Annotated in this window: 23 protein-coding genes; 16 read left to right on the top strand and 7 right to left on the bottom strand. The window is 68.4% G+C overall.

The window, feature by feature from the left end:
- Positions 1–58 precede the first annotated feature (58 nt).
- The 5 genes from ACFE87_RS03820 to ACFE87_RS03800 are packed head-to-tail and all read left to right on the top strand — an operon-like array spanning position 59 to position 3,341.
- Complete coding sequence (locus tag ACFE87_RS03820) at positions 59–1,066, top strand: dimethylarginine dimethylaminohydrolase family protein (RefSeq protein WP_375458288.1); 1,008 nt, start codon at positions 59–61, stop codon at positions 1,064–1,066.
- A 41-nt stretch (positions 1,067–1,107) separates the two neighbouring features.
- Positions 1,108–1,344 (top strand): hypothetical protein, encoded by a 237-nt coding sequence (locus ACFE87_RS03815; RefSeq protein WP_375458287.1) that lies wholly within the window; start codon positions 1,108–1,110, stop codon positions 1,342–1,344.
- A complete protein-coding gene (locus ACFE87_RS03810) occupies positions 1,341–1,622 on the top strand; it encodes a type II toxin-antitoxin system RelE/ParE family toxin (protein WP_375458286.1) in 282 nt (93 codons plus the stop codon). Before ACFE87_RS03815 ends, ACFE87_RS03810 begins: the two co-directional genes overlap by 4 nt.
- A 9-nt stretch (positions 1,623–1,631) precedes the next feature.
- A complete protein-coding gene (locus ACFE87_RS03805) occupies positions 1,632–2,396 on the top strand; it encodes a class II aldolase/adducin family protein (protein WP_375458285.1) in 765 nt (254 codons plus the stop codon).
- 18 nt (positions 2,397–2,414) lie between these two features.
- On the top strand, positions 2,415–3,341 hold the full coding sequence (locus ACFE87_RS03800; RefSeq protein ID WP_375458284.1) for a 2-hydroxyacid dehydrogenase: 927 nt from the start codon (positions 2,415–2,417) through the stop codon (positions 3,339–3,341).
- Here the strand turns inward: ACFE87_RS03800 and ACFE87_RS03795 are convergent.
- The 3 genes from ACFE87_RS03795 to rplS form a co-directional block, all read right to left on the bottom strand.
- Positions 3,335–3,559: a DUF2783 domain-containing protein gene (locus ACFE87_RS03795; RefSeq protein WP_375458283.1), complete on the bottom strand. Its 225-nt coding sequence runs from the start codon at positions 3,557–3,559 to the stop codon at positions 3,335–3,337. The genes ACFE87_RS03800 and ACFE87_RS03795 overlap by 7 nt on opposite strands.
- Positions 3,556–5,256, bottom strand: coding sequence for an FAD-dependent oxidoreductase (locus ACFE87_RS03790; RefSeq protein ID WP_375458282.1), 1,701 nt, complete (start codon positions 5,254–5,256; stop codon positions 3,556–3,558). The genes ACFE87_RS03795 and ACFE87_RS03790 overlap by 4 nt, the downstream gene beginning before the upstream one ends.
- Before the next feature lie 146 nt (positions 5,257–5,402).
- Positions 5,403–5,801: a 50S ribosomal protein L19 gene (rplS, locus tag ACFE87_RS03785; RefSeq protein WP_375458281.1), complete on the bottom strand. Its 399-nt coding sequence runs from the start codon at positions 5,799–5,801 to the stop codon at positions 5,403–5,405.
- 296 nt (positions 5,802–6,097) lie between these two features.
- Here rplS and ACFE87_RS03780 point away from each other — a divergent pair, with 296 nt between their 5' ends.
- The 10 genes from ACFE87_RS03780 to ACFE87_RS03735 all read left to right on the top strand — a co-directional run bounded on the left by ACFE87_RS03780 (position 6,098) and on the right by ACFE87_RS03735 (position 14,572).
- On the top strand, positions 6,098–7,687 hold the full coding sequence (locus ACFE87_RS03780) for an ABC transporter substrate-binding protein (RefSeq protein WP_375458280.1): 1,590 nt from the start codon (positions 6,098–6,100) through the stop codon (positions 7,685–7,687).
- Positions 7,688–7,838: 151 nt separating this feature from the next.
- Positions 7,839–8,819: an ABC transporter permease gene (locus tag ACFE87_RS03775; protein ID WP_375458279.1), complete on the top strand. Its 981-nt coding sequence runs from the start codon at positions 7,839–7,841 to the stop codon at positions 8,817–8,819.
- A gap of 7 nt (positions 8,820–8,826) precedes the next feature.
- Positions 8,827–9,777 (top strand): ABC transporter permease, encoded by a 951-nt coding sequence (locus tag ACFE87_RS03770; protein ID WP_375458278.1) that lies wholly within the window; start codon positions 8,827–8,829, stop codon positions 9,775–9,777.
- Between the two features lie 61 nt (positions 9,778–9,838).
- Positions 9,839–10,063: an antitoxin gene (locus tag ACFE87_RS03765; protein ID WP_375458277.1), complete on the top strand. Its 225-nt coding sequence runs from the start codon at positions 9,839–9,841 to the stop codon at positions 10,061–10,063.
- Between the two features lie 14 nt (positions 10,064–10,077).
- Complete coding sequence (locus ACFE87_RS03760; RefSeq protein WP_375458276.1) at positions 10,078–10,473, top strand: type II toxin-antitoxin system VapC family toxin; 396 nt, start codon at positions 10,078–10,080, stop codon at positions 10,471–10,473.
- 49 nt (positions 10,474–10,522) lie between these two features.
- Positions 10,523–11,533 (top strand): ABC transporter ATP-binding protein, encoded by a 1,011-nt coding sequence (locus tag ACFE87_RS03755; RefSeq protein ID WP_375458355.1) that lies wholly within the window; start codon positions 10,523–10,525, stop codon positions 11,531–11,533.
- Positions 11,530–11,976, top strand: a complete 447-nt coding sequence (locus tag ACFE87_RS03750) for a DUF6978 family protein (protein WP_375458275.1) — start codon at positions 11,530–11,532, stop codon at positions 11,974–11,976. Before ACFE87_RS03755 ends, ACFE87_RS03750 begins: the two co-directional genes overlap by 4 nt.
- Positions 11,973–12,749 (top strand): DUF1829 domain-containing protein, encoded by a 777-nt coding sequence (locus ACFE87_RS03745; RefSeq protein WP_375458274.1) that lies wholly within the window; start codon positions 11,973–11,975, stop codon positions 12,747–12,749. Before ACFE87_RS03750 ends, ACFE87_RS03745 begins: the two co-directional genes overlap by 4 nt.
- A complete protein-coding gene (locus tag ACFE87_RS03740; RefSeq protein WP_375458273.1) occupies positions 12,746–13,795 on the top strand; it encodes an ABC transporter ATP-binding protein in 1,050 nt (349 codons plus the stop codon). Before ACFE87_RS03745 ends, ACFE87_RS03740 begins: the two co-directional genes overlap by 4 nt.
- 36 nt (positions 13,796–13,831) lie before the next feature.
- The gene (locus tag ACFE87_RS03735) at positions 13,832–14,572 is read left to right on the top strand and encodes a 2-keto-4-pentenoate hydratase (RefSeq protein ID WP_375458272.1); all 741 of its coding nucleotides are present in this window, start codon (positions 13,832–13,834) and stop codon (positions 14,570–14,572) included.
- A 92-nt stretch (positions 14,573–14,664) separates the two neighbouring features.
- Here the strand turns inward: ACFE87_RS03735 and ACFE87_RS03730 are convergent, their stop codons facing one another.
- Together ACFE87_RS03730 and rsmI are read right to left on the bottom strand one after the other, a co-directional pair.
- On the bottom strand, positions 14,665–15,036 hold the full coding sequence (locus ACFE87_RS03730; RefSeq protein ID WP_375458271.1) for a YraN family protein: 372 nt from the start codon (positions 15,034–15,036) through the stop codon (positions 14,665–14,667).
- 3 nt (positions 15,037–15,039) lie between these two features.
- On the bottom strand, positions 15,040–16,008 hold the full coding sequence (gene rsmI, locus ACFE87_RS03725; RefSeq protein WP_375458270.1) for a 16S rRNA (cytidine(1402)-2'-O)-methyltransferase: 969 nt from the start codon (positions 16,006–16,008) through the stop codon (positions 15,040–15,042).
- Positions 16,009–16,137: 129 nt separating this feature from the next.
- On the opposite strand from rsmI, the gene ACFE87_RS03720 reads away from it, so the two are divergent.
- Positions 16,138–17,346, top strand: a complete 1,209-nt coding sequence (locus tag ACFE87_RS03720) for a penicillin-binding protein activator (RefSeq protein ID WP_375458269.1) — start codon at positions 16,138–16,140, stop codon at positions 17,344–17,346.
- 10 nt (positions 17,347–17,356) lie between these two features.
- Here ACFE87_RS03720 and cbiB read toward each other — a convergent pair whose 3' ends face one another.
- Together cbiB and ACFE87_RS03710 are read right to left on the bottom strand one after the other, a co-directional pair.
- Complete coding sequence (gene cbiB / locus ACFE87_RS03715; protein ID WP_375458268.1) at positions 17,357–18,331, bottom strand: adenosylcobinamide-phosphate synthase CbiB; 975 nt, start codon at positions 18,329–18,331, stop codon at positions 17,357–17,359.
- Positions 18,331–19,218, bottom strand: coding sequence for an ABC transporter substrate-binding protein (locus tag ACFE87_RS03710; protein ID WP_375458267.1), 888 nt, complete (start codon positions 19,216–19,218; stop codon positions 18,331–18,333). The genes cbiB and ACFE87_RS03710 overlap by 1 nt, the downstream gene beginning before the upstream one ends.
- Positions 19,219–19,363: the final 145 nt, after the last annotated feature.

Raw genomic sequence — 19,363 nt, 5'->3', positions numbered from 1 at the left:
TCTGGGTACCGGCTTTCGCCGGTAGGAGCGGTCAACGCAAAGATCAGGAGATGACCTCATGTCGATCATGACCGAGGGCGAATACCGCTACAACATGCTGATCAAGACCTTCGCCTCGCGGCCGGAGCCGGCCTTCGAGGACGAGGGCGAGCAGGCCGAGGTCTGGGGCCGGGCGTGGGGCTGTTCGAACGATGTCGGCACGCTCCGGCTCGTGCTGATGCACCGGCCCGGCGCGGAGCTGAACGTCGTCGACCCGGCGAAGCGCCTGCCGGAGATCGGCGCCTTCGGCGATCCCGAGACCGGCTGGTATTGGCGCGGCAACGAGATCCCGGATCTCGCCTCCATGCAGGCGCAGCATGACGGCCTCGTCGCGGCGCTCCGCGAAGAAGGCGTGGAGGTCGTGTTCCTCGACGAGGCGGCGCCCGGCCGGATGAAGTCGATCTACACCCGCGACAGCGTCATCGCGCTCGATGGCGGCGCCATCGTCACCCGGATGGGCCCGCCGATCCGGCGCGGCGAGGAATTGCCGGTCATGCGGGCGCTCGCGAAGCTCGGCATGCCGATCCTGCGCACCATCCACGGCACCGGCATCCTGGAGGGCGGCTCCTTCGCCTTCATCACCCCGAAGGTGGCCGTCGTCGGCGTGTCGAGCCGCGTCAACGAGGAGGGCGTCGACCAGCTCGAGGACGTGCTCCGCCGCCACGGGGTCGAGCTGCTGCGCGTCCACCTCACCGGCTACCGCCTCCATATCGACGGCGCCTTCGTGATGATCGACGTCGACACCGCGATCATCAACCCGACCCAGCTCCCCTTCTGGTTCCTGCAGCGGCTCGACGCGATGGGCATCCGGACGATCGAGGTCTGCCCGGACGATGCCGTCTCGACCATCAATTGCCTCGCCGTCTCGCCCGGCCGCGTCCTGATGTCGGACGGCGTGTCGGACCGAACCCGCGAGAAGCTGGAGCGCGCCCAGATATCGGTCCGGGTCGTGCCCTACGAGAAGGTCTATCTCGGCGGCGGCGGCATCCATTGCTCGACCGGCCCGCTCGTCCGGGACAGGATTTGAGGCCAGTGATAAGCTGTGACTCTGGCTGGATGGAGGTATCGATGGGCGCAGTGCAATCTCTTCGCGCATTCATCGACGGTGTCGAGGCGACGTGGTCGGCCGAGGATTTCGAGGAGCTCGTGGCCTATGCACGGGACATCGAAAGCCGCCGCACGGGCGTGTACATCCTGTCGGATGACGAGCGCGCGGCGATCGAAGAGGGGATCGCGCAGGCCGATCGGGGTGAATTCGCCACCGAAGAGGAGTTGGCAGCGGATCGGCGCCGGTTTGGCTTGTGAAGCTTCGGCTCACCCCGCGCGCGCGGCAGGACCGGCTCCGGATCTTCGACTACCTTGTGGCGCAGTCTGAAAGCGGCGCATCGAGCGTCATGTCGGCCTTGCAGCGAACGTTCGAGGTGATCGAGCAATTTCCTGAAGGCGGACGGCGGACGGACGGACGTCCGATCCGGTGCCTGACAGTGTCGAGCTATCCGTATGTCGTGTTCTACCGCGTCCGCGTGAACATGATCGAGGTCATCCACATCCGCCACACGTCGCGCCGGCCCTGGGCCGGCTGAGAGAACCCCATGAGCGCCAGACTCGCCCTCGATCCCGCCTCCGCCTTCGAACCGGCCGAATGGGCGCTCCGCTGCGATCTCGCCGCCGCCTACCGGCTGATCGCGCGCTTCGGCATGGACGACCTCGTCTACACGCATCTATCCATGCGCCTGCCGGGCCCGGGTGACCGCTTCCTGATCAATCCCTATGGCTGGATGTTCGACGAGATCACGGCATCGAGCCTCGTCGTGGTCGATGCCGAAGGCATGCCGGCCAAGGGCAGCGACGCGGCCGTCAACCCGGCAGGCTTCGTCATCCACTCGGCCATTCACCGGGCTCGGGCAGACGCGCATTGCGTGATGCACACCCATACCTTGGCCGGCATGGCGGTCGCAGCGCTCGATTGCGGGCTCCTGCCCGTGAACCAGATGTCGATGGAATTCCACGGCCAGGTCGCCCTGCACCCGTATGAGGGCATCGCCGACGACCTCGCCGAGCGCGAGCGCCTGGTCGCGGATCTCGGCGCGAAGCCGGCCATGATCCTGGCCAATCACGGCCTCCTCACGGTCGGCCGCACCGTGGCCGAGGCCTTCTACTACATGTACTATTTGGAGCAGGCCTGCCGCATCCAGGTCGCCGCGATGTCGACCGGCGCGAAGCTCTCGCTACCCTCGCCGGAGGTCTGCGAACACGCCGCCGGCCAGTTCGGGCGCGGCAGCCCGACCAAGGGGCAGCGGCCCTGGGCTGCGCTCCGCCGCCGGCTCGACCGCGAGGCGCCCGACTATCGGGATTGATGCTCCGCTGATCCTGCCATGACCCTCGTCTACAAGGCGAATGCCGCCCGCGGACTCGCCTGGAAGCGCATCCAGGCGGAGCGCGCGCCCGATCTCGCATTCCGGATCTGGCCCGATATCGGGGACCCGGCCGCCGTCCGCTACCTCGCCGCCTGGCATCCGCCCGAGCGGCCGGGCGAGACCTTTCCCAATCTCGAGATCGCCTTCTCGGTCGGGGCTGGCGTCGACCATTTCGACGCCGCCACGCTGCCGCCGCATGTGCCGCTCGTCCGGATGGTGGAGCCCGGCCTCGTGGACGCGATGGTCGAATACGTGACGCTGGCCGTGCTCGCGCTTCACCGCGACCTCGTCGCCTATGTCGACCAGCAACGCCGCGAGGTCTGGAAGGAGATCGTCATCCGGCCCGCCCGCGAGCGGCGGGTCGGCATCCTGGGTCTCGGGCAATTGGGCCAGCCGGCCGCCCTGCGGCTCCGCGAGCTCGGCTTCCGGGTCTCGGGCTGGAGCCGCTCGGGCGCCACCCTGGACGGGGTCGAAGGCTTCGCCGGAGCCGAAAGCCTGCCGGCCTTTCTCGGCGCGGTCGACATCCTGGTCTGCCTCCTGCCGCTGACCGAGAGCACGCGCGGCATCCTCGACCGCACCCTCTTCGCCCGGCTCCCGGCGGGCGCCTCCCTCGTGAATGTCGGCCGCGGCGGCCACCTCGTCGCGGCCGACCTCGTCGAGGCGCTGGATTCGGGCCACCTGTCGGCCGCGATCCTCGACGTGGCCGAGCCGGAACCGCCGCCGGCCGGCCATCCCTTCTGGCGTCACCCGAAGATCCTGCTGACCCCGCATGTCGCGAGCACCAGCCGGGTCGAGGATGCCGTCGACTTCGTCCTCGACACGATCCGGCGTCACCGGGACGGCCGTCCCCTCCTCGGCCTCGTCGATCGCGCGCGGGGCTATTGAGTCCCGCTCACGTCGCCCAGGCTTTCCCGGGCCGTCCGGATGGCCGCAGCGAGAAGGCCCTCGTCCCCGATGTGGTTCGCCAGGATCAGGACAAGCCTGGTGTCGAGCGCGGCGCTGTCCTCGTCGCTCAGACCGCGATGGGCCCGAAGCAGCATCTCGTAGACGGCATCCGCCCGTCCGGCGAAACCGTCCTCCAACCGGAGCCGGTCCGCCGTCATGCCGCCACCTGGGCCGCGCTATCCGCCCGGTCGGTTGCCCGGGCGAGCGCCGCCGCGATCCCGGCCGGGTCGAACCGTTCGAACCGCGCCGCCACATGGGTGTCGGGCCGGATCAGGATTGTCGTGCCGGAGGCGGCGTTGTAGCGGCGATGGGCCAGGCCCTCGACGTCGACGACGGCTCCGGGACAGCCCGGCTCGCGGGTGACAATCAGGATTTCGAGAGCGGACGAGAGCGAAGCGGACTGCGCGGCCGTGCCGGGATCGCCGAAATGCAGCAGCGTGAAGTCTGGGCCCAACGCCTGGAGGAGCCAGCCCGGAGAGCCATCGGGCAAGAGGATGGGCGCGTCGCAACATGGCGCGCCCGGTTCACCTCCCGCCTGAGAGGACCGCACGGGAACCCTCTCGCCGCCGGGGAGAGGCTGGTGGCCCTCCTCCGCCGGTGTCTGCAGCCCGCATCCGGCGAGACGGCAGGGCTTCGACAATCGCCCGGCATTGAGGAATGCGCGGGCGAAGGGATGCTGGCGGGCGAGAGCGAGGACACCGTCGCGGTAGCGGCGGTCGGCGGCGGTCTTCGGCGTCATGAAGGTCGTGGTGCGGCGCGAGGCCTCGATATTCTCGTCCGCGCCGCGCCCGCGCTCCTCGTCGTAGCTGTCGAGGAGGCTCGCGGGCGCCTTCCCTCTCGCGACCAGCGCGAGCTTCCAGCCGAGATTGTCGGCATCCTGGATGCCGCCATTGCCGCCGCGGGCGCCGAAGGGCGAGACGACATGGGCGCTGTCGCCGGCGAAGATCACCCGTCCGTGGACGAACCGCTCGAGCCGCGCGCAGCGGAAGGCATAGACCGAACACCATGCGAGCTCGAACGGGGTCGTCTCGCCGAGCACGGCGCGGACGCGCGGGATCACCCGCTCGGGCCGGCGCTCCGCCTCGGGATCGGCGTCGGGGCCGAGCTGGAAATCGAGGCGATAGACGTCGTCCGGCTGCTTGTGCAGCAGCGCGCTGCCGCCTGGATGGAAGGTCGGCTCGAACCAGAACAGGCGCTCGTTCGGGAAATCCGCCTCGACCCGCACATCCGCGATCAGGAAACGCTCCTCGAAACGCTGCCCCGCCAGGGCGAGGCCCATCCGGGCGCGGGTCGGCGAGCGGGCCCCGTCCGCCGCCACCACCCAATCGGCCGTGTGGCGATAGCGGCCGTCCGGCGTCGACATCTCGAGCTCGACGCCGGACTCGTCTTGCGTGAGACCGATGACCTCGTTCTTCCAACGCAGCTCGATCAGATCGGGAAAGTCGCGCGCCCGCTCCACGAGGAACTGCTCGACGTAATATTGCTGCAGGTTGATGAAGGCCGGCATCTTGTGCCCGCCTTCCGGAAGAAGGTCGAAACAGTAGACTTCCGCATCGCCGTGGAAGACGCGGCCGACCTGCCAGGTCACGCCTTTCGCCACCATGCGGTCGGCGACGCCGAGCCGATCCCAGATTTCGAGGGTGCGTTTCGCCCAGCAGATGGCGCGACTGCCCACCGACACGCGGTCGGATTCGTCCAGGACGACGACGGGAACGCCACGGGTCGCGAGGTCGATCGCGACCGCCAGCCCGACGGGACCGGCCCCGATGACGACGACGGGACGGCGGCCCGACGCGGCCCCGGTCAGTTCAGGCGCCGTCACATAGGCGAAAGCCTCGTGGTGATCGCTCAGCATCCGGTCCCCACCGGTCCCGCGTGATACGGCCCTGTTTGCCGCATCCCGGTCGGGGGCGCCATCCTGCCGGTTCCGCGCCGAGGCGAGGTGCCGAGGTCGGGATCGTGTTCGGGATTCCGAGCCCGACGACGCTCGGCCCTGAGACCTTACTCGGCGGCTTCGGGAGCCTTCTTGCGCTTGTCCATGCTGCGACGGTCGGTCCGCTCGGCGATACGGGCCGACTTTCCGCGGCGATCGCGCAGGTAATAGAGCTTCGCGCGCCGGACCTTGCCGCGACGCACGACCTTGATCGAGTCGATCAGGGGCGAATGCACGGGGAACACGCGCTCGACGCCCTCGCCGTAGGAGATCTTGCGGACCGTGAAGCTCTCGTTCAACCCGCCGCCGTTGCGGGCGATGCAGACGCCCTCATAGGCCTGGACGCGGGAGCGGTCGCCTTCGACCACCTTCACGTTCACGACGACGGTGTCGCCGGGCTCGAAATCCGGGATCGTCTTGCCGAGCTTCGCGATCTGCTCGCGCTCGAGTTCCTCGATGATGTTCATGACCAAACTCCGGCATTCCGCGAGGCATGTGCCGCGCGAGGATTTCGCCACCCTGTTGTGAATTGCCGCGGCCTATACAGGACCGGCTTGGGCCTGTCGAGCGCTCCCCTCCGCGGCCGGCTCCGCTGCAACCGTCCGGCGAGCGCCGCACGAGGACTGGACGCCCGGCGCGATCTGCGGATAGGCTCGATTTACGCCCGACCCGCCCGGGGAACCATGACGACGGCGCCACCGGAGGGTAGCGCCGACCGACATGGCCGGGCGACGGCCCACCGACCGACACGGAGATCGTTTTGATGAGGACACCCGGCTCCCTCTGGGCTCTGGCTTTGGCCGGATTGTTGGCCTCGGCGCAGACCGCGTCGGCCGTGACGCTCAGATATGCGAACCAGGGCGATCTCAAGTCGCTGGACCCCTATACGCTGAACGAGACGACGACGATCGCCCATCACGGCCACGTCTATGAGGGGCTCACTCGTCGCGGCAAGGACCTGGCGATCGAGCCCGGCCTCGCCGAGCGCTGGGAGACGCCCGAGCCGACGCGCTGGCGCTTTCATCTTCGCAAGAACGTGAAGTTCTCCGACGGGACGCCCTTCACGGCCGACGACGTCGTGTTCTCGGCAGACCGGGTGCGGGCTCCGGGCTCGAATTTCGCGACGCGGGTGCCTTCGGCCGCGAAGGTGGTGAAGATCGACGATCATACCGTCGATTTCGTCCTGCCCAGCGCAAATCCGATCATGCATTACCAGTGGGATACCTGGTACATCATGTCGAAGAGCTGGGCCGAGAAGAACAATTCGGTCGCGCCGACGCCTGCGGCCGCGACCACCCCGACCTACGCCTCGCTGAATGCGGTCGGGACCGGGCCGTATACGATCGAGAGCCACCAGCCCGGCGTGAAGACGATCTTCAAGAAGAACCCGAATTATTGGGGCAAGATCGAGGGCAATATCGACGAGATCGTGTTCACGCCGATCTCGAACGACTCGACCCGCGTCTCCGCGCTCCTCTCCGGCGAGGTCGACGTGATCGAGCCGGTGCCGCTGCAGGATATCGGCCGGGTGAATTCCTCCGGGGGCGCCCAGGTCCAGACCGGGCCCGAGGTCCGCACCATCTTCCTCGGCTTCGACCAGGTCCGGGACGAACTCCTGAACTCGAACGTCAAGGGCAAGAACCCCTTCAAGGACAAGCGCGTGCGGGAAGCCTTCTACAAGGCGATCGACGTCGACGTGATCAAGTCGCGCGTCATGCGCGGTCTCTCGACGCCGACCGCGCTGATGATCGCGCCGGAATTCTTCAAGTTGTCGAAGGACTTCGCCCGACCGAAAGCCGATCCGGACGCGGCCAAGAAGCTGCTCGCGGATGCCGGCTACCCGAACGGTTTCGAGGTCGGCATGAACTGCCCGTCGGATCGCTACGTCAACGACGGCGACATCTGCCGGGCCGCGATCGGGATGCTGGCCCGCATCGGCATCAAGATCAATCCGATCATCGAGCCGAAGGCGCAATACTTCGCCAAGGTGCTGAAGTCGGGCGGGTTCAACACCTCGTTCTACATGCTCGGCTGGACGCCCGGCACCGGGGATTCGCACAACGTGCTCTTCGAGATCATGGGCTGCCGCAACGACCCGAAATCATCGCGGGGCGACACCAATCTGGGCGGCTATTGCAACCCGAAATTCGACGAGCTGACCGATCAGGTCCTGGGCGAGTTGGATCCGGGCAAGCGCGACCTGCTGATCAAGCAGGCCTACCAGATCTCGATCGACGACTACGCCTATATCCCGCTGCACCAGCAGGCTCTGGCCTGGGGCGTGTCGAAGAAGGTGAAGCTGGTCCAGCGGGCCGACAACCAGGTGCTGCTGTACTGGGCCTCGAAGGAGTGACGCGAAGGTGGGCCGTCATTCCGGGGCTCGCTGAAGGCGAGAACCCGGAACCCACTGCTCGCACGACGTCGACCGTCACCTCCCGTTCGTTCCTCGTTCTCGGGTTCCGGGTTCGCCGCGTCGCCGCGGCCCGGAATGACGGCGGTCGAGCATGATCGCCTTCCTGCTCCGACGCGTCCTCCAGGCTCTGGGCGTGTTCCTGGCTGTCGGCGTCATCGCTTTCTCGATGTTTCGCTTCGTCGGCGACCCCGTGAACCAGATCGTGTCGATCGACACGCCCTACGAGGAACGCGTCAAGGTCCGGGCGTCACTGGGGCTCGACGATCCGGTGCCGGTGCAGATCCTGCGCTATCTCGCTCGCGCCGTGCAGGGTGATTTCGGCATCTCCTATCAGTTCCGGCAACCGGTCTCGGCGCTCTTCGCCGAACGGCTTCCGGCCACGCTCGAACTCGCCTTCTGCGCCACGATCTTCGCGCTCGGCTTCGGGGTGTTGCTCGGGGTGGTGTCGGCGCTTCGTCGCGGCACGGTCTTCGCGTCCGTCCTGAATGCCGTATCGCTTCTGGGCATCTCGCTGCCGACCTTCCTGATCGGAATCCTCCTGATCTACCTGTTCTCCGAGACGCTGCGCTGGCTGCCCTCCTTCGGACGCGGCGACACGGTGCGGGTCGGCGGCTGGACGACCGGCTTCCTGACCACGTCCGGCTGGCGCGCTTTGGTCCTGCCCTCGATCACGCTCGGGCTGTTCCAGCTCACCCTCGTGATGCGCCTCGTACGGGCCGAGATGCTGGAGGTATTGCGCACCGACTATGTCCGCTTCGCCCGCGCCCGCGGCCTGCGGACGCGCGTGATCCATTTCAGTCATGCGCTGAAGAACACGCTGATCCCCGTCATCACCATCGCGGGGCTTCAGCTCGGCTCCGTCATCACCTTTGCGATCATCACCGAGACCGTGTTCCAATGGCCCGGGATGGGCGCGCTGTTTCTGCAGGCCGTGCAGAATGTCGACATCCCGATCATGGCCGCCTACCTGCTGCTCGTCGCCGGAATCTTCGTCGCGATCAATCTCGCGGTCGACATCCTCTACACCGTCGTCGACCCCCGATTGCAGGTTGCCGGAGCCAAGGGCGGATGACCCGCGGATGAGCGTCGAGACGGGCCTCCTCGGCGAGGCCACCGCGCCAGGCTGGTTCGCCCGCGGGCTCGATTCCGACCTGTTGGCGAGCTTCAAGGGATCGAAGCTCGCGATGGTGGCCGCCGCCGTGACCTTGCTCCTGTTCCTGGTGGCGCTGCTGGCGCCTCTCCTGTCTCCGCAGGACCCGTTCGACCCCGCCCAGCTCGAACTCATGAACAGCCGCCTTCCCCCCATCTGGTCGGCCGAGGGACAGAAGCCCTTCCTCCTCGGTACCGACGACCAGGGCCGGGACATCCTGTCGGCGATCCTCTACGGGCTCCGCGTCTCGATCATGGTCGGTTTCCTGGGCGTCCTGTTCTCGGCCGCGCTCGGGATCCTGCTCGGCCTCGTCGCCGGCTATGTGGGCGGGGCGATCGACGCGGTCATCATGCGGATCGCGGACGTGCAGCTCACCTTTCCGGCGATCCTGATCGCACTCTTGATCGACGGCGTCGTGAAGTCGGTGCTAGGCGGCCGGATCACGACCAGCGCCATCCTGACCGTCCTCGTCTTCTCGATCGGCCTCTCCTTTTGGGTCCAATACGCCCGCACGGTGCGGGGCTCGGTGATGGTCGAGAAGAACAAGGATTATGTTCAGGCCGCGCGGCTGATCGGGCTCTCGTCGCCGGTGATCATGGTCCGGCACGTCCTGCCGAACGTGATCGGGCCGGTCTTCGCCATCGCGACCATCAACTTCGCGCTTGCCATCATCACCGAGGCGACGCTGTCCTTCCTGGGCTCCGGCATGCCGGACACCCAGCCCTCGCTCGGCACCCTGATCCGGATCGGCAACCGCTACCTCTTCTCCGGCGAATGGTGGATCGTCGCCTTCCCCGGCGCGACGCTCGTCGCGCTCGTGCTCGCCGTGAACCTGCTTGGAGACTGGCTCCGCGACGCGCTGAATCCGAGGCTGCAGTGACATGCCCTGGACACCACGGACAGAGCCGAGGTATATACGCGCCGTCGATACGGAACGTGCCATGCCCGTGACGAGGGTCTTTCAATCCGGCAACAGCCGCGCCGTAAGGCTTCCGAAGGGGTTTCAGCTTCCGCTGGGCGAGGTGGAGATCTCTCGTCGCGGCGACGAAATCGTGCTTCGGGAACGGACGTCGAACGTCCAAGATGCGGTGGACGCCATGCGGGAGCTCGCGCGCCTGATCGAGCTGCCTGAAGATCGGCCGCCTCAGCCGATCGAGCCCTGGTGACGGCGCCCCGGTACATGCTCGATGCCGATATTTGCATCGCGCTGGAACGTGGTCCCGGTCCTCATCTCGCGGAGCGACTGCTCGCGCTCGAGCCAGGCGAAGCTGTGGTATCACTCGTCGCCTACGGCGAGTTGCGTGTGGGTATCGAGAAGAGCAGACATCGAGACCGCGCCCTGAAAGCTCTCGACCGGATTACGGCAGCCTTTCCTGTCGCGACCCCGGCAGTCGCGGTCGCCCAGGCCTATGGATCGATCAGGGCCGATCTTGAGCGGCGCGGAACCATCATCGGCGAGAACGACCTCTGGATAGCCGCGCATGCCCGATCGGTAGGACTCATTCTCGTTTCTGCCAATGAACGCGAGTTCAGACGCGTGCCCGGCCTCTCGGTCGAGAACTGGGCCGCTGAATGACCCGGCTTCCGCCGACACGCTTCGGCCCCGCGCTTGCACCATGAGCGGTATGACTCCCGTCCTCGACGTCCGCGACCTCACCGTCGAATTCGTGACCCGTCGCGGCACGCTGCGGGCGCTCGACCGCGTCTCCTTCGAGATCGGCCGGGGCGAGGTGCTGGGGGTCGTCGGCGAATCCGGGGCCGGCAAGTCGGTGACGGGCTCGGCCGTGATCGGCCTGATCGATCCACCGGGCCGCATTGCCGCCGGCGAGGTGACGCTGTCGGGCGAGCGCATCGACAATCTGCCCCCCGAGAAGCTCAGGCGAGTGCGCGGAAAACGCATCGGCATGATCTTCCAGGATCCGCTGACGAGCCTGAACCCGCTCTTCCGGATCGGCGACCAGCTCGTCGAGACCATCACCACCCATACCGACCTGTCGACCAGCGCCGCCCGCCAGCGCGCGCTCGATCTCCTCACCGAGGTCGGCATCTCGGCGCCGGAGCGGCGCATCGATTCCTACCCGCATCAATTCTCGGGCGGCATGCGGCAGCGGGTCGTGATCGCGCTCGCGCTCTGCGCCGAGCCCGAACTCGTGATCGCGGACGAGCCGACGACCGCGCTCGACGTCTCCGTCCAGGCCCAGATCATCACCGTCCTGAAGCGGATGTGCCGCGACCATGGCACGGCCGTGATGCTGGTGACCCACGACATGGGCGTGATCGGCGAGACGGCCGACCGGGTCGCCGTCATGTATGCCGGCCGCGTCATCGAGATCGGGGCCGTGTCCGACGTCGTGCGCCAGCCGCTCCATCCCTACGCCCAGGGCCTCATGGGCGCGATCCCGACGCTCGCCGACACGGCTGACCGCCTCGCCTCGATCCCGGGCTCGATGCCGCGCCTCTCCGCCATCCCGCCGGGCTGCCCCTTCAACCCGCGCTGCCCGCATCGCTACGAGCCCTGCACGACGATCCGGCCCGAACTGATCGAGCCCGGCACCGGCGCGCTGCCCGCCCCGGGCCACAAGGTCGCCTGCCATCTCTACGACCCGGCCCTCGCGCCCGCGAAGGTGGCGGCGTGAGCGCAAATATCCTGCAGCAAACCGAGGCCGACGCGCTTCTAGCGCTGCCGAAGAGAGCGGTCACAGATCGTGAGGTGCAGTTTCCGGATTTAGGGAAAGGATTGAGCCTCGACCTCGTGTCGATCGATGGTCGGGAGGCTTTCCTGCTCGATATTGGCCGAAGTTATGTCAAGCTAACGAAATCGACCTACCAGACCCGAGCCAGGGCTACTATCATCTTGGCACGTCTCGATCTGGACGGCGCTCCTCACACAAACCCCGATGGTACGGAACTCGGCTGCCCGCACCTGCACCTCTATCGCGAAGGATATGGCGACAAATGGGCCTTCGAAGTCCCTACGCACGCCTTCACTGATATCGGCGATAGGAGAAGGGCGCTCTCGGATTTTATGGTATATTGCGCCGTTGATCCGATCCCTTTCAGGTTCGATCTGTTGTCATGACTCAGCTCCTAGACATCGGGCAACGAGTAAATGAGTACCACAATTGGCTTAAACAGAAGACCTCTGTAAAAGGCCTTGGATCCGGCTGGGCCGAGATAACAACGCCGTTCCTGAATCGGCACAACGATCACATCCAGATCTTTGCTCGCCAGGAGAGTGAATTTTACGAGCTCAATGACGACGGAGAGACCCTTCGTGATCTCGAAATTTCTGGCTGTTCGATCGACACGCCTCGGCGGAAAGGAATGCTCGATACTACGCTGAATGGTTTCGGCGTCACCCTAGAACGAGGAATTCTTCGCGTCAGGGCAACGCAGCACAATTTTCCTATGCGCAAGCACAGCCTTGTACAAGCGATTGCTGCCGTGAACGATATGTTCTACGCATCATCCCCCTCGAATGTGGCCAACTTCTTCAAGGAAGACGTTGCAGGTTGGCTCGAAGCTGAAGATATTAGGGCCGTCGTTGACGTGCAGTTCGTAGGCAAAAGTGGTTTCCAGCATCGTTTTGACTTCGCCGTTCCCCGATCGCGGGCCGCGCCCGAGCGCTTGATCAGAAGTGTAAATCGGCCAACGAAAGACAGCGCTCTCAGCTTCATTGTGGCCTGGAGCGACACGCAGGAGGCCCGGCCAGTAGACTCGCGCGCACTGGCTATCCTGAACGACAACGAACACCCCGTGGTGCCGGCCGTTATTGAGGCCCTGCACCATTATCGTATCGAAACCGTGCTTTGGTCGGAGCGTTTCGAACATAAGCAATTGCTTGCCGCATGAGAAGCAGTGCTCCCGCATTCGCCGAAATCCGCGATCTCCGCCGCGTCTTCGACGTGTCGAAACCGCTCCTCAACCGCATCGTCGATCGCGAGCCGAAGCGCTTCCTGACGGCGGTCGGCGGCGTCACCTTCGACATCGCGAAAGGCGAGACCTTCGCGCTCGTCGGCGAATCCGGGTCGGGCAAGTCGACGGTCGCCCGCATGGTCGTCGGCCTGCTGGAGCCGAGTGGCGGGGACGTCACGATCGACGGGATCCCCATGCAGGGAAGCGCCTCGGCCGAGGCGCGGCAGCGCCTGCGCCGACGCATCCAGATGATCTTCCAGGATCCGTATGCGAGCCTGAACCCGCGCTGGCGGGTGGACCGGGTCGTCTCGGAGCCGATCCGGGCCTTCCGGCTGATCGACGGCGAGGCCGCGATCCGGGCGCGGGTCGGCGAACTCCTGGCTTTCGTCGGGCTGCATCCGGATGACGGCCGCAAATTCCCGCACCAATTCTCGGGCGGGCAGCGCCAGCGGGTCGCGATCGCGCGCGCGCTCGCCTCGGATGCCGAATTCATCGTCTGCGACGAGCCGACCTCGGCGCTCGACGTCTCGGTCCAGGCCCAGATCCTGAACCTGATGCGCGACCTCCAGGACCGGCTCGGCCTCACCTACCTGTTCATCTCGCACAATCTCGCGGTCGTGCGGCACATGGCGACCCGGATCGGCGTCATGTATCTCGGCCGCATCGTCGAGGTGGCGGACAGCCGCGAGCTCTTCGCCGCCCCGAAACACCCCTATACGCGCATGCTTCTCGACGCGGTTCCGGACCTCGCCCATATCGGCCGGCGGCGGGAGCCCGTCCGGGGCGAAATCCCGAACCCGATCAGCCCGCCGTCCGGCTGCCATTTCAACCCACGCTGCCCGCATGCGAACGACCGCTGCCGCAGCGAGGTGCCGCTTCTCGCCGACGGGGTCGCCTGCCACGCGATCCACGAGGGCCGGATCCGGCCGGAGCCGCCGGCGCTGGCGCCGGTTCATGCCATCCACCCGGCCGCGACAGGCTGAGACGATGCCGGCCGTCCGGCCCGGCGGGAAGCTTGCATGACCGCCTTCTCTGTTGCCGACGCCGCCGCACGGCTGATCGAGGCCCGGCGCACACGCCGTCCGATCGCGCTGCCGGAGGCGGGGCCGACCTCCACGGACGAGGCCTTCGCCGTGCAGGACGCGGTCGCGGCCTCGCTCGGTCCGGCGGCGGCCTGGAAGGTCGGACGAGGCGGAACGGCAGCCCCGATCGCGGCTTCGCTCGTCCGACCCTCACCCTGCATCTGGCCGGCCGCCGAGCTCCTCCGGATCGGCATCGAGGCCGAGATCGCCTTCCGGATCGGGCGCGACCTCGGCTTCGGGCCGACGCCGCCCGGCGAGGACGAGATCCGCTCCGCGATCGCGTCCATTCACCCGGCGGTCGAGATCGTGGACAGCCGCTTCGACATCTGGCCCGTCCCGGACCGGTTTTGGGCGCTCGCCGACAACCAGAGCAACGGCGGCTTCGTCTATGGGCCGGACGGAAACGTCTGGGACGGCTCGCCTCTCGGCTCGGCCGATGCGACCGTGACAGTCGACGGCGAGCCCATCTTTTCGGAGCGGGGCACCAATCCGGGCGGCGAGCCCTTTCCGTTGCTGGTCTGGCTCGTCGGACATCTGGCCGGGCGGGGCAGCGGGCTTCCGGCCGGCAGCTTCGTCACCACCGGCTCCCTCTGCGGCATCCTCTGGGTCGAGCCGGGTGCAGAGGTCGTGGCAAATGTGGGGGATGTGGGTCGCGTGGAGCTGCGGCTGCCGCGCTGAGCCACCCAGCCGCTCGTCCCGGCGAAAGCCGGGACCCAGCCTTGGGCCGCCTCCTCGTTCCTGGGCCTCGGCTTTCGTGAGGGTGAGCGGCCTCAGTCGAGCCCGAACGCGTCCGGCATGTGGCGGGGCCATTCGCCGGGGGCGAGAAACACCGCGTCGGCCCGGAAAGTGAGGCTGGCGACCGACGGATGGCGGGTGATCCAGGCCCGGGCGGCTCGGCGAATTCGGCGGCGCTTTCCCTCGTCGACCGATTCCAGCGCACCCGCCATCGTGGCCCGGATCTTCACTTCGACGAAAGCGACCGTCCGGCCGCGCCGCATGACGAGGTCGATCTCGCCTCCGGCCTCGGCATAGTTGCGGGCAAGCGGCCGGTAGCCTTTCGCCATGAGCCAGAGCAGTGCCAGCCGCTCCGCGCCGCGGCCGCGAAGGAGCGTGAAACGCCGCCGCCCGGCTGCCGTCCGCACCGGTCAGGGATCCTGGGCGAGGCGCGCCAGGGCGAGCGCCCGGGCATAGACGTCGCGTTTCGCGAGGCCCGTCTCGCCCGCGACCAGGGCGGCCGCATCCTTCACGGTGTGCCGGCCGAGCGCCGCCGCAAGCTTCTCGTCGAGGCTCGCCATGGCGTCCTCGGTCCGGTCCGCCGCCGTCGCGGGGGCGACCAGGACCACGATCTCGCCCTTAGGGGCGGCTTCGCCGGCGTAGGCGGCGGCGAGCGCCGGCAGGGTGCCGCGCCGGACCGTCTCGAAGAGCTTGGTCAATTCCCGGGCGACCGCGGCCGGCCGGTCGCCGAGAACCGCCGCCGTATCCGCGAGCGATGCCGCGAGCCGGTGCGGCGCCTCGTAGAGGACGAGCGTCCCGGGGATCGTCGCGAGTTCCGCGAGCCGGGCGCGGCGGGGGCCGGATTTGTTCGGCAGGAAGCCCTCGAAGAAGAAGCGGTCGGTCGGCAGCCCCGAGACGACGAGCGCGGCCAAGGCCGCCGAGGCGCCCGGGATCGGCACGACCCGGATCCCGGCCGCGATCGCCTCCTCGACCAGGCGATAGCCCGGGTCCGAGACGAGCGGGGTGCCGGCATCGGAGACGAGCGCCAGCGCCTGGCCCTCCTGGATCCGGGCGATCATGCGGCTGCGGGTCGAGCCGACGGTATGCTCGTGGTAGGAGACGAGCGGCGTCGTGATCCCGTAATGGGCGAGCAGCGTTTTCGTCACGCGGGTGTCTTCCGCCAGGACGGCATCCGCGGCCGCGAGGGTGGCGAGGGCCCGCAGCGAGACGTCGGCGAGGTGGCCGATCGGGGTCGCGACCACGTAGAGTCCGGCCGGCAGGGGTTCGGCTTCGGCCGCGAGACCGAAGGCCGTGAAGGTCGCGGGACCGCGGCCGGCGCCGGGCGAGCGCCCGGAGGGGCGGCGCGTGCGATCCGTGCGATTGTCGATGGGACGGTTCATGATGCTATGTCGCACCGGAACGGCCGAGGCGGAAGCATCCTCTACGGAGGCGGCCGTTCAGCACATGTCGTCCATGATACAGGATCGCGAGGGGCCGTGCCCCGCCGCGACCCCGCCGGAGATAGCCCGATGACGTCGCCCCCGATCCTTCGCCGGACCGCGCTCGCGGGTGGCGCGCTCGTCGCCATCACGGGCCTCGTCGGCTGCAACGACAGGCGCCTCCGGGCCGATGTCGGTCCCCTCACGGAGGCCCCTCCCCCGACCCCGTCCGCTCCCGCATCCAGCGGCGTTACGATAGGAATGGGCAGCGTCAAGGTCGCGCTGATCTTGCCCCTGACAGGTCCCGGTCAGGGCGCCATCGCGGGCCAGTCCCTCCGCAATGCGGCCGAGCTCGCCATGACCGAGTTCCAGGGCGCCGACGTCACCATCCTGGTCAAGGACGACAAGGGCACGGCGGAGGGCGCCCGCGAGGCCGCGAACGCCGCGCTTGCGGAGGGCGCCGAACTCGTCATCGGGCCGCTCTTCGCCCCCGCCGTTTCGGCGGCCGGGCAGGTCGCGCGCGCGGCCGGCAAGCCCGTCATCGCCTTCTCGACGGACACCACCATCGCCTCGCGGGGCGTCTATCTCCTGAGTTTCACGCCGCAGCCCGAAGTGGAGAGGGTCGTCTCCTACGCGACCGGGCAGGGCCGCCGCTCCTTCGCGGCCCTGATACCGGAGAGCTATTACGGCAACGTGGTGGAGGGCGCCTTCCGGGAAGCTGCCGCGAAAAGCGGCGCCCGTGTCGTCGCCGTCGAGCGCTACGCGAGCGGCCAGCCCGGCCCGGCCGTACAGCGGCTCACTGCGATCGTCTCCGGCGATGCCGCGCAGGCTGATGCGATCTTCATCCCGGATAGCGGCGAGTCGCTGGCCGCGGTCGGCACCGCGCTCGGCGGGATCAGCTTCAACCCGGGCCGCGTGAAACCGCTCGGGACGGGCGTCTGGAACGACCCGCGGGCGACCAGGATCGCGGCCCTCCAGGGCGGCTGGTATGCGGCCCCCGACCAGGCCGGCTTCGCCGCCTTCTCGGGCCGGTACAGGGCCAAGTTCGGCTCCGAGCCGAGCCGCATCGCGACGCTGTCCTACGATGCCGTCTCGCTCGTCGTGGCCCTCGCCCGGACGCAGGGCCCGGGCCGGTTCTCGGACAGTGTCCTCCTCGGAGCCGCTGGGTTCTCGGGCGTCGACGGTACCTTCCGGTTCCGGTCGGACGGCGGCAACGACCGCACGCTCGCCGTGCTCGAACTCCGTGACGGCACCACGGGCGTGGTCAGCCCGGCGCCGAAGACGCTCGGGGCGGCCTGAGGTCGAAGGTTCACCAGCCGAGGGCGAGCGCCAACCCGAGCCAGAGAGCCGCGTGCAGCGCGCCCGCCGCCACCATGACGCGGAGCGCGCGATCGATGTCGCGCGGGGTGGCGTCGCCGCCCTCCGGATTGAGGAAGGGCTCGTCGACGGGGCCGGCGGCGTAGACACGGGGCCCGGCGAGCCTGAGGTTCAGAGCGCCCGCCATCGCGCTCTCGGGCCAGCCGGCATTCGGCGAGCGGTGGATGCCGGCATCGCGGACCATGACCCGCCAGGCGATGCCGATCCGGCCCCCTGCGGCCGGTGCCGCGAGGGCGATGGCGAGGCCTGACAGCCGGGCGGGGACGAGATTCACGAGGTCGTCGAACCGGGCCGCGGCCCAACCGAAGGCACGGTGCCGCGGCGAGAGGTGGCCGATCATGGAATCGGCGGTGTTGACGGCCTTGTAGGCGACGAGGCCGGGCAGCCCGAGAAGCGCGAACCAGAAGGCCGGCGCGACCAATCCGTCGGAGACGTTTTCCGCCGCCGACTCGATCGCGGCCCGGGCGATCCCCGCCTCGTCGAGGCTTGCCGGATCGCGGCCGACGATCATCGACACCGCATGCCGGGCCGCCGTGATCCCGCCTGCCGCGAAGGCGAGGTCCACCCGGCGCACGTGGTCGTAGAGGCTACGGCCGGCGAGGAGAATGGAGGCCGCGAGCGCGAGCCAGAGCAGGCCGGCGGGCAACGCCCGGAGCCCGACTTCTATCGCGTAGCCGGAGGCGAGCGCGACGGCGACGAGGGCCAGAAGCCCTACGGCGCCGGCCGCCCGCCGGACGGGGTCGCTCCAGCGCTCCAGGTTGAGGAATTCGTCCCCGGTCGCGACGAGCCGGCCGAGCCACACGACCGGATGCGGCCACCGACGCCACAGCCAGTCCGGGTCGCCGACCAGCGCGTCGAGGACGAGCGCGCCGACGAGGATCCAGAGCGCGTCACCGGAGAAGACCATCAATGCAGCCGCTCGACCTCCGCGGCGAGCCGGTCGATCGCGTCCGCGAGCGAGGGGCCGCCGCAATAGGCCGTGAAATTCTCGGGCAGGACGATGCGGAGCGCCGGCGGATAGAGCCGGTCGAGGGCCGGGTGTTTGAGGAGGGCGCTGCCCTGGTCCTCGGCGGCGCCGTCCTCGCTCGAGACGAGGAGCAGGTCGGGCCGCAGTTGCACGACGGTCTCGAGGTCGACCATGCGGCCAAGCCCTCGGCTGAGCGCCGCCCCCGCATTGCGGAGCCCGACCAGGTCCAGGAGCGAGGTCGTGAGCGTATCGCGACCCGAAACCCAGCCCCGGCGCTGGATCGGCAGCACACTGACATTCGTCGCCGCTGCGGCCCGCCGGGCACGGGCGACCGCGGCATCGATGCGGGCCACGGCCTGTTCGGCCCTGTCGTCCTGGCCGAGCAGCCGGCCGGCCTGGCGGATCTGCGCACGCGCCTCGTCCACGGATCGCACCGCATCGAATTCGACGACGCGCAGGCCCTTGTCGCGCAGGAGCTCGCGTGTCGCGCGCTTCGTGAACCGCCCGGCCAGGACCAGGTCCGGCCGGATCGCCAGCACCTCCTCGGCCGTCCCGGAGAGACGCGGGAAGCGGGCCGCCTCCGCGGCCGCGTCGGACCGGAGCGGGTCCCGGGCATAGGGCGAGAGACCGCGGATCTGCCCGGCGTCGGCGAGCCGGACGAGAAGCTGGTCGGTGCAGAGGTTGATCGAGACCGCGCTCGGCTTGGCGACAGCGGGGGATGCGAGCGCGAGGAGGATGGCCGCGACTGCGCCGAAGCGCCGGCACCTAACCCCGTCATTCCGGACGCGGCGCAGCGCGGAGCGATGCTCCGCAGATCCGGAACCCACGGCTCGCACCAGGTGTGGCCCTCCTTCCGGTCTGTCCCCCGTCCATGGGTTCCGGGTTCCGCTTCGCGGCCCCGGAATGACGGACGCCAAGCTCTGCGCGAAAGTCATTCTCCAGCCGGCCCTATCCATCTCGCGAGCTTTGCAC

Origin of the sequence: uncultured Enterovirga sp. (assembly GCF_964242715.1) — a bacterium.
In the GTDB taxonomy this organism is placed as follows: domain Bacteria; phylum Pseudomonadota; class Alphaproteobacteria; order Rhizobiales; family Beijerinckiaceae; genus Enterovirga.
This window is presented reverse-complemented; position numbering and strand designations above follow the sequence as displayed.

What these genes read in the sequence shown, in the direction of transcription:
- ACFE87_RS03820 (WP_375458288.1), top strand. Translation starts at nt 59, where the DNA reads ATGTCGATCATGACCGAGGGCGAATACCGCTACAACATGCTGATCAAG.
- ACFE87_RS03815 (WP_375458287.1), top strand. Translation starts at nt 1,108, where the DNA reads ATGGGCGCAGTGCAATCTCTTCGCGCATTCATCGACGGTGTCGAGGCG.
- ACFE87_RS03805 (WP_375458285.1), top strand. Translation starts at nt 1,632, where the DNA reads ATGAGCGCCAGACTCGCCCTCGATCCCGCCTCCGCCTTCGAACCGGCC.
- ACFE87_RS03800 (WP_375458284.1), top strand. Translation starts at nt 2,415, where the DNA reads ATGACCCTCGTCTACAAGGCGAATGCCGCCCGCGGACTCGCCTGGAAG.
- ACFE87_RS03795 (WP_375458283.1), bottom strand. Translation starts at nt 3,559, where the DNA reads ATGACGGCGGACCGGCTCCGGTTGGAGGACGGTTTCGCCGGACGGGCG.
- ACFE87_RS03790 (WP_375458282.1), bottom strand. Translation starts at nt 5,256, where the DNA reads ATGCTGAGCGATCACCACGAGGCTTTCGCCTATGTGACGGCGCCTGAA.
- rplS (WP_375458281.1), bottom strand. Translation starts at nt 5,801, where the DNA reads ATGAACATCATCGAGGAACTCGAGCGCGAGCAGATCGCGAAGCTCGGC.
- ACFE87_RS03780 (WP_375458280.1), top strand. Translation starts at nt 6,098, where the DNA reads ATGAGGACACCCGGCTCCCTCTGGGCTCTGGCTTTGGCCGGATTGTTG.
- ACFE87_RS03775 (WP_375458279.1), top strand. Translation starts at nt 7,839, where the DNA reads ATGATCGCCTTCCTGCTCCGACGCGTCCTCCAGGCTCTGGGCGTGTTC.
- ACFE87_RS03770 (WP_375458278.1), top strand. Translation starts at nt 8,827, where the DNA reads ATGAGCGTCGAGACGGGCCTCCTCGGCGAGGCCACCGCGCCAGGCTGG.
- ACFE87_RS03765 (WP_375458277.1), top strand. Translation starts at nt 9,839, where the DNA reads ATGCCCGTGACGAGGGTCTTTCAATCCGGCAACAGCCGCGCCGTAAGG.
- ACFE87_RS03760 (WP_375458276.1), top strand. Translation starts at nt 10,078, where the DNA reads ATGCTCGATGCCGATATTTGCATCGCGCTGGAACGTGGTCCCGGTCCT.
- ACFE87_RS03755 (WP_375458355.1), top strand. Translation starts at nt 10,523, where the DNA reads ATGACTCCCGTCCTCGACGTCCGCGACCTCACCGTCGAATTCGTGACC.
- ACFE87_RS03745 (WP_375458274.1), top strand. Translation starts at nt 11,973, where the DNA reads ATGACTCAGCTCCTAGACATCGGGCAACGAGTAAATGAGTACCACAAT.
- ACFE87_RS03740 (WP_375458273.1), top strand. Translation starts at nt 12,746, where the DNA reads ATGAGAAGCAGTGCTCCCGCATTCGCCGAAATCCGCGATCTCCGCCGC.
- ACFE87_RS03735 (WP_375458272.1), top strand. Translation starts at nt 13,832, where the DNA reads ATGACCGCCTTCTCTGTTGCCGACGCCGCCGCACGGCTGATCGAGGCC.
- rsmI (WP_375458270.1), bottom strand. Translation starts at nt 16,008, where the DNA reads ATGAACCGTCCCATCGACAATCGCACGGATCGCACGCGCCGCCCCTCC.
- ACFE87_RS03720 (WP_375458269.1), top strand. Translation starts at nt 16,138, where the DNA reads ATGACGTCGCCCCCGATCCTTCGCCGGACCGCGCTCGCGGGTGGCGCG.
- cbiB (WP_375458268.1), bottom strand. Translation starts at nt 18,331, where the DNA reads ATGGTCTTCTCCGGTGACGCGCTCTGGATCCTCGTCGGCGCGCTCGTC.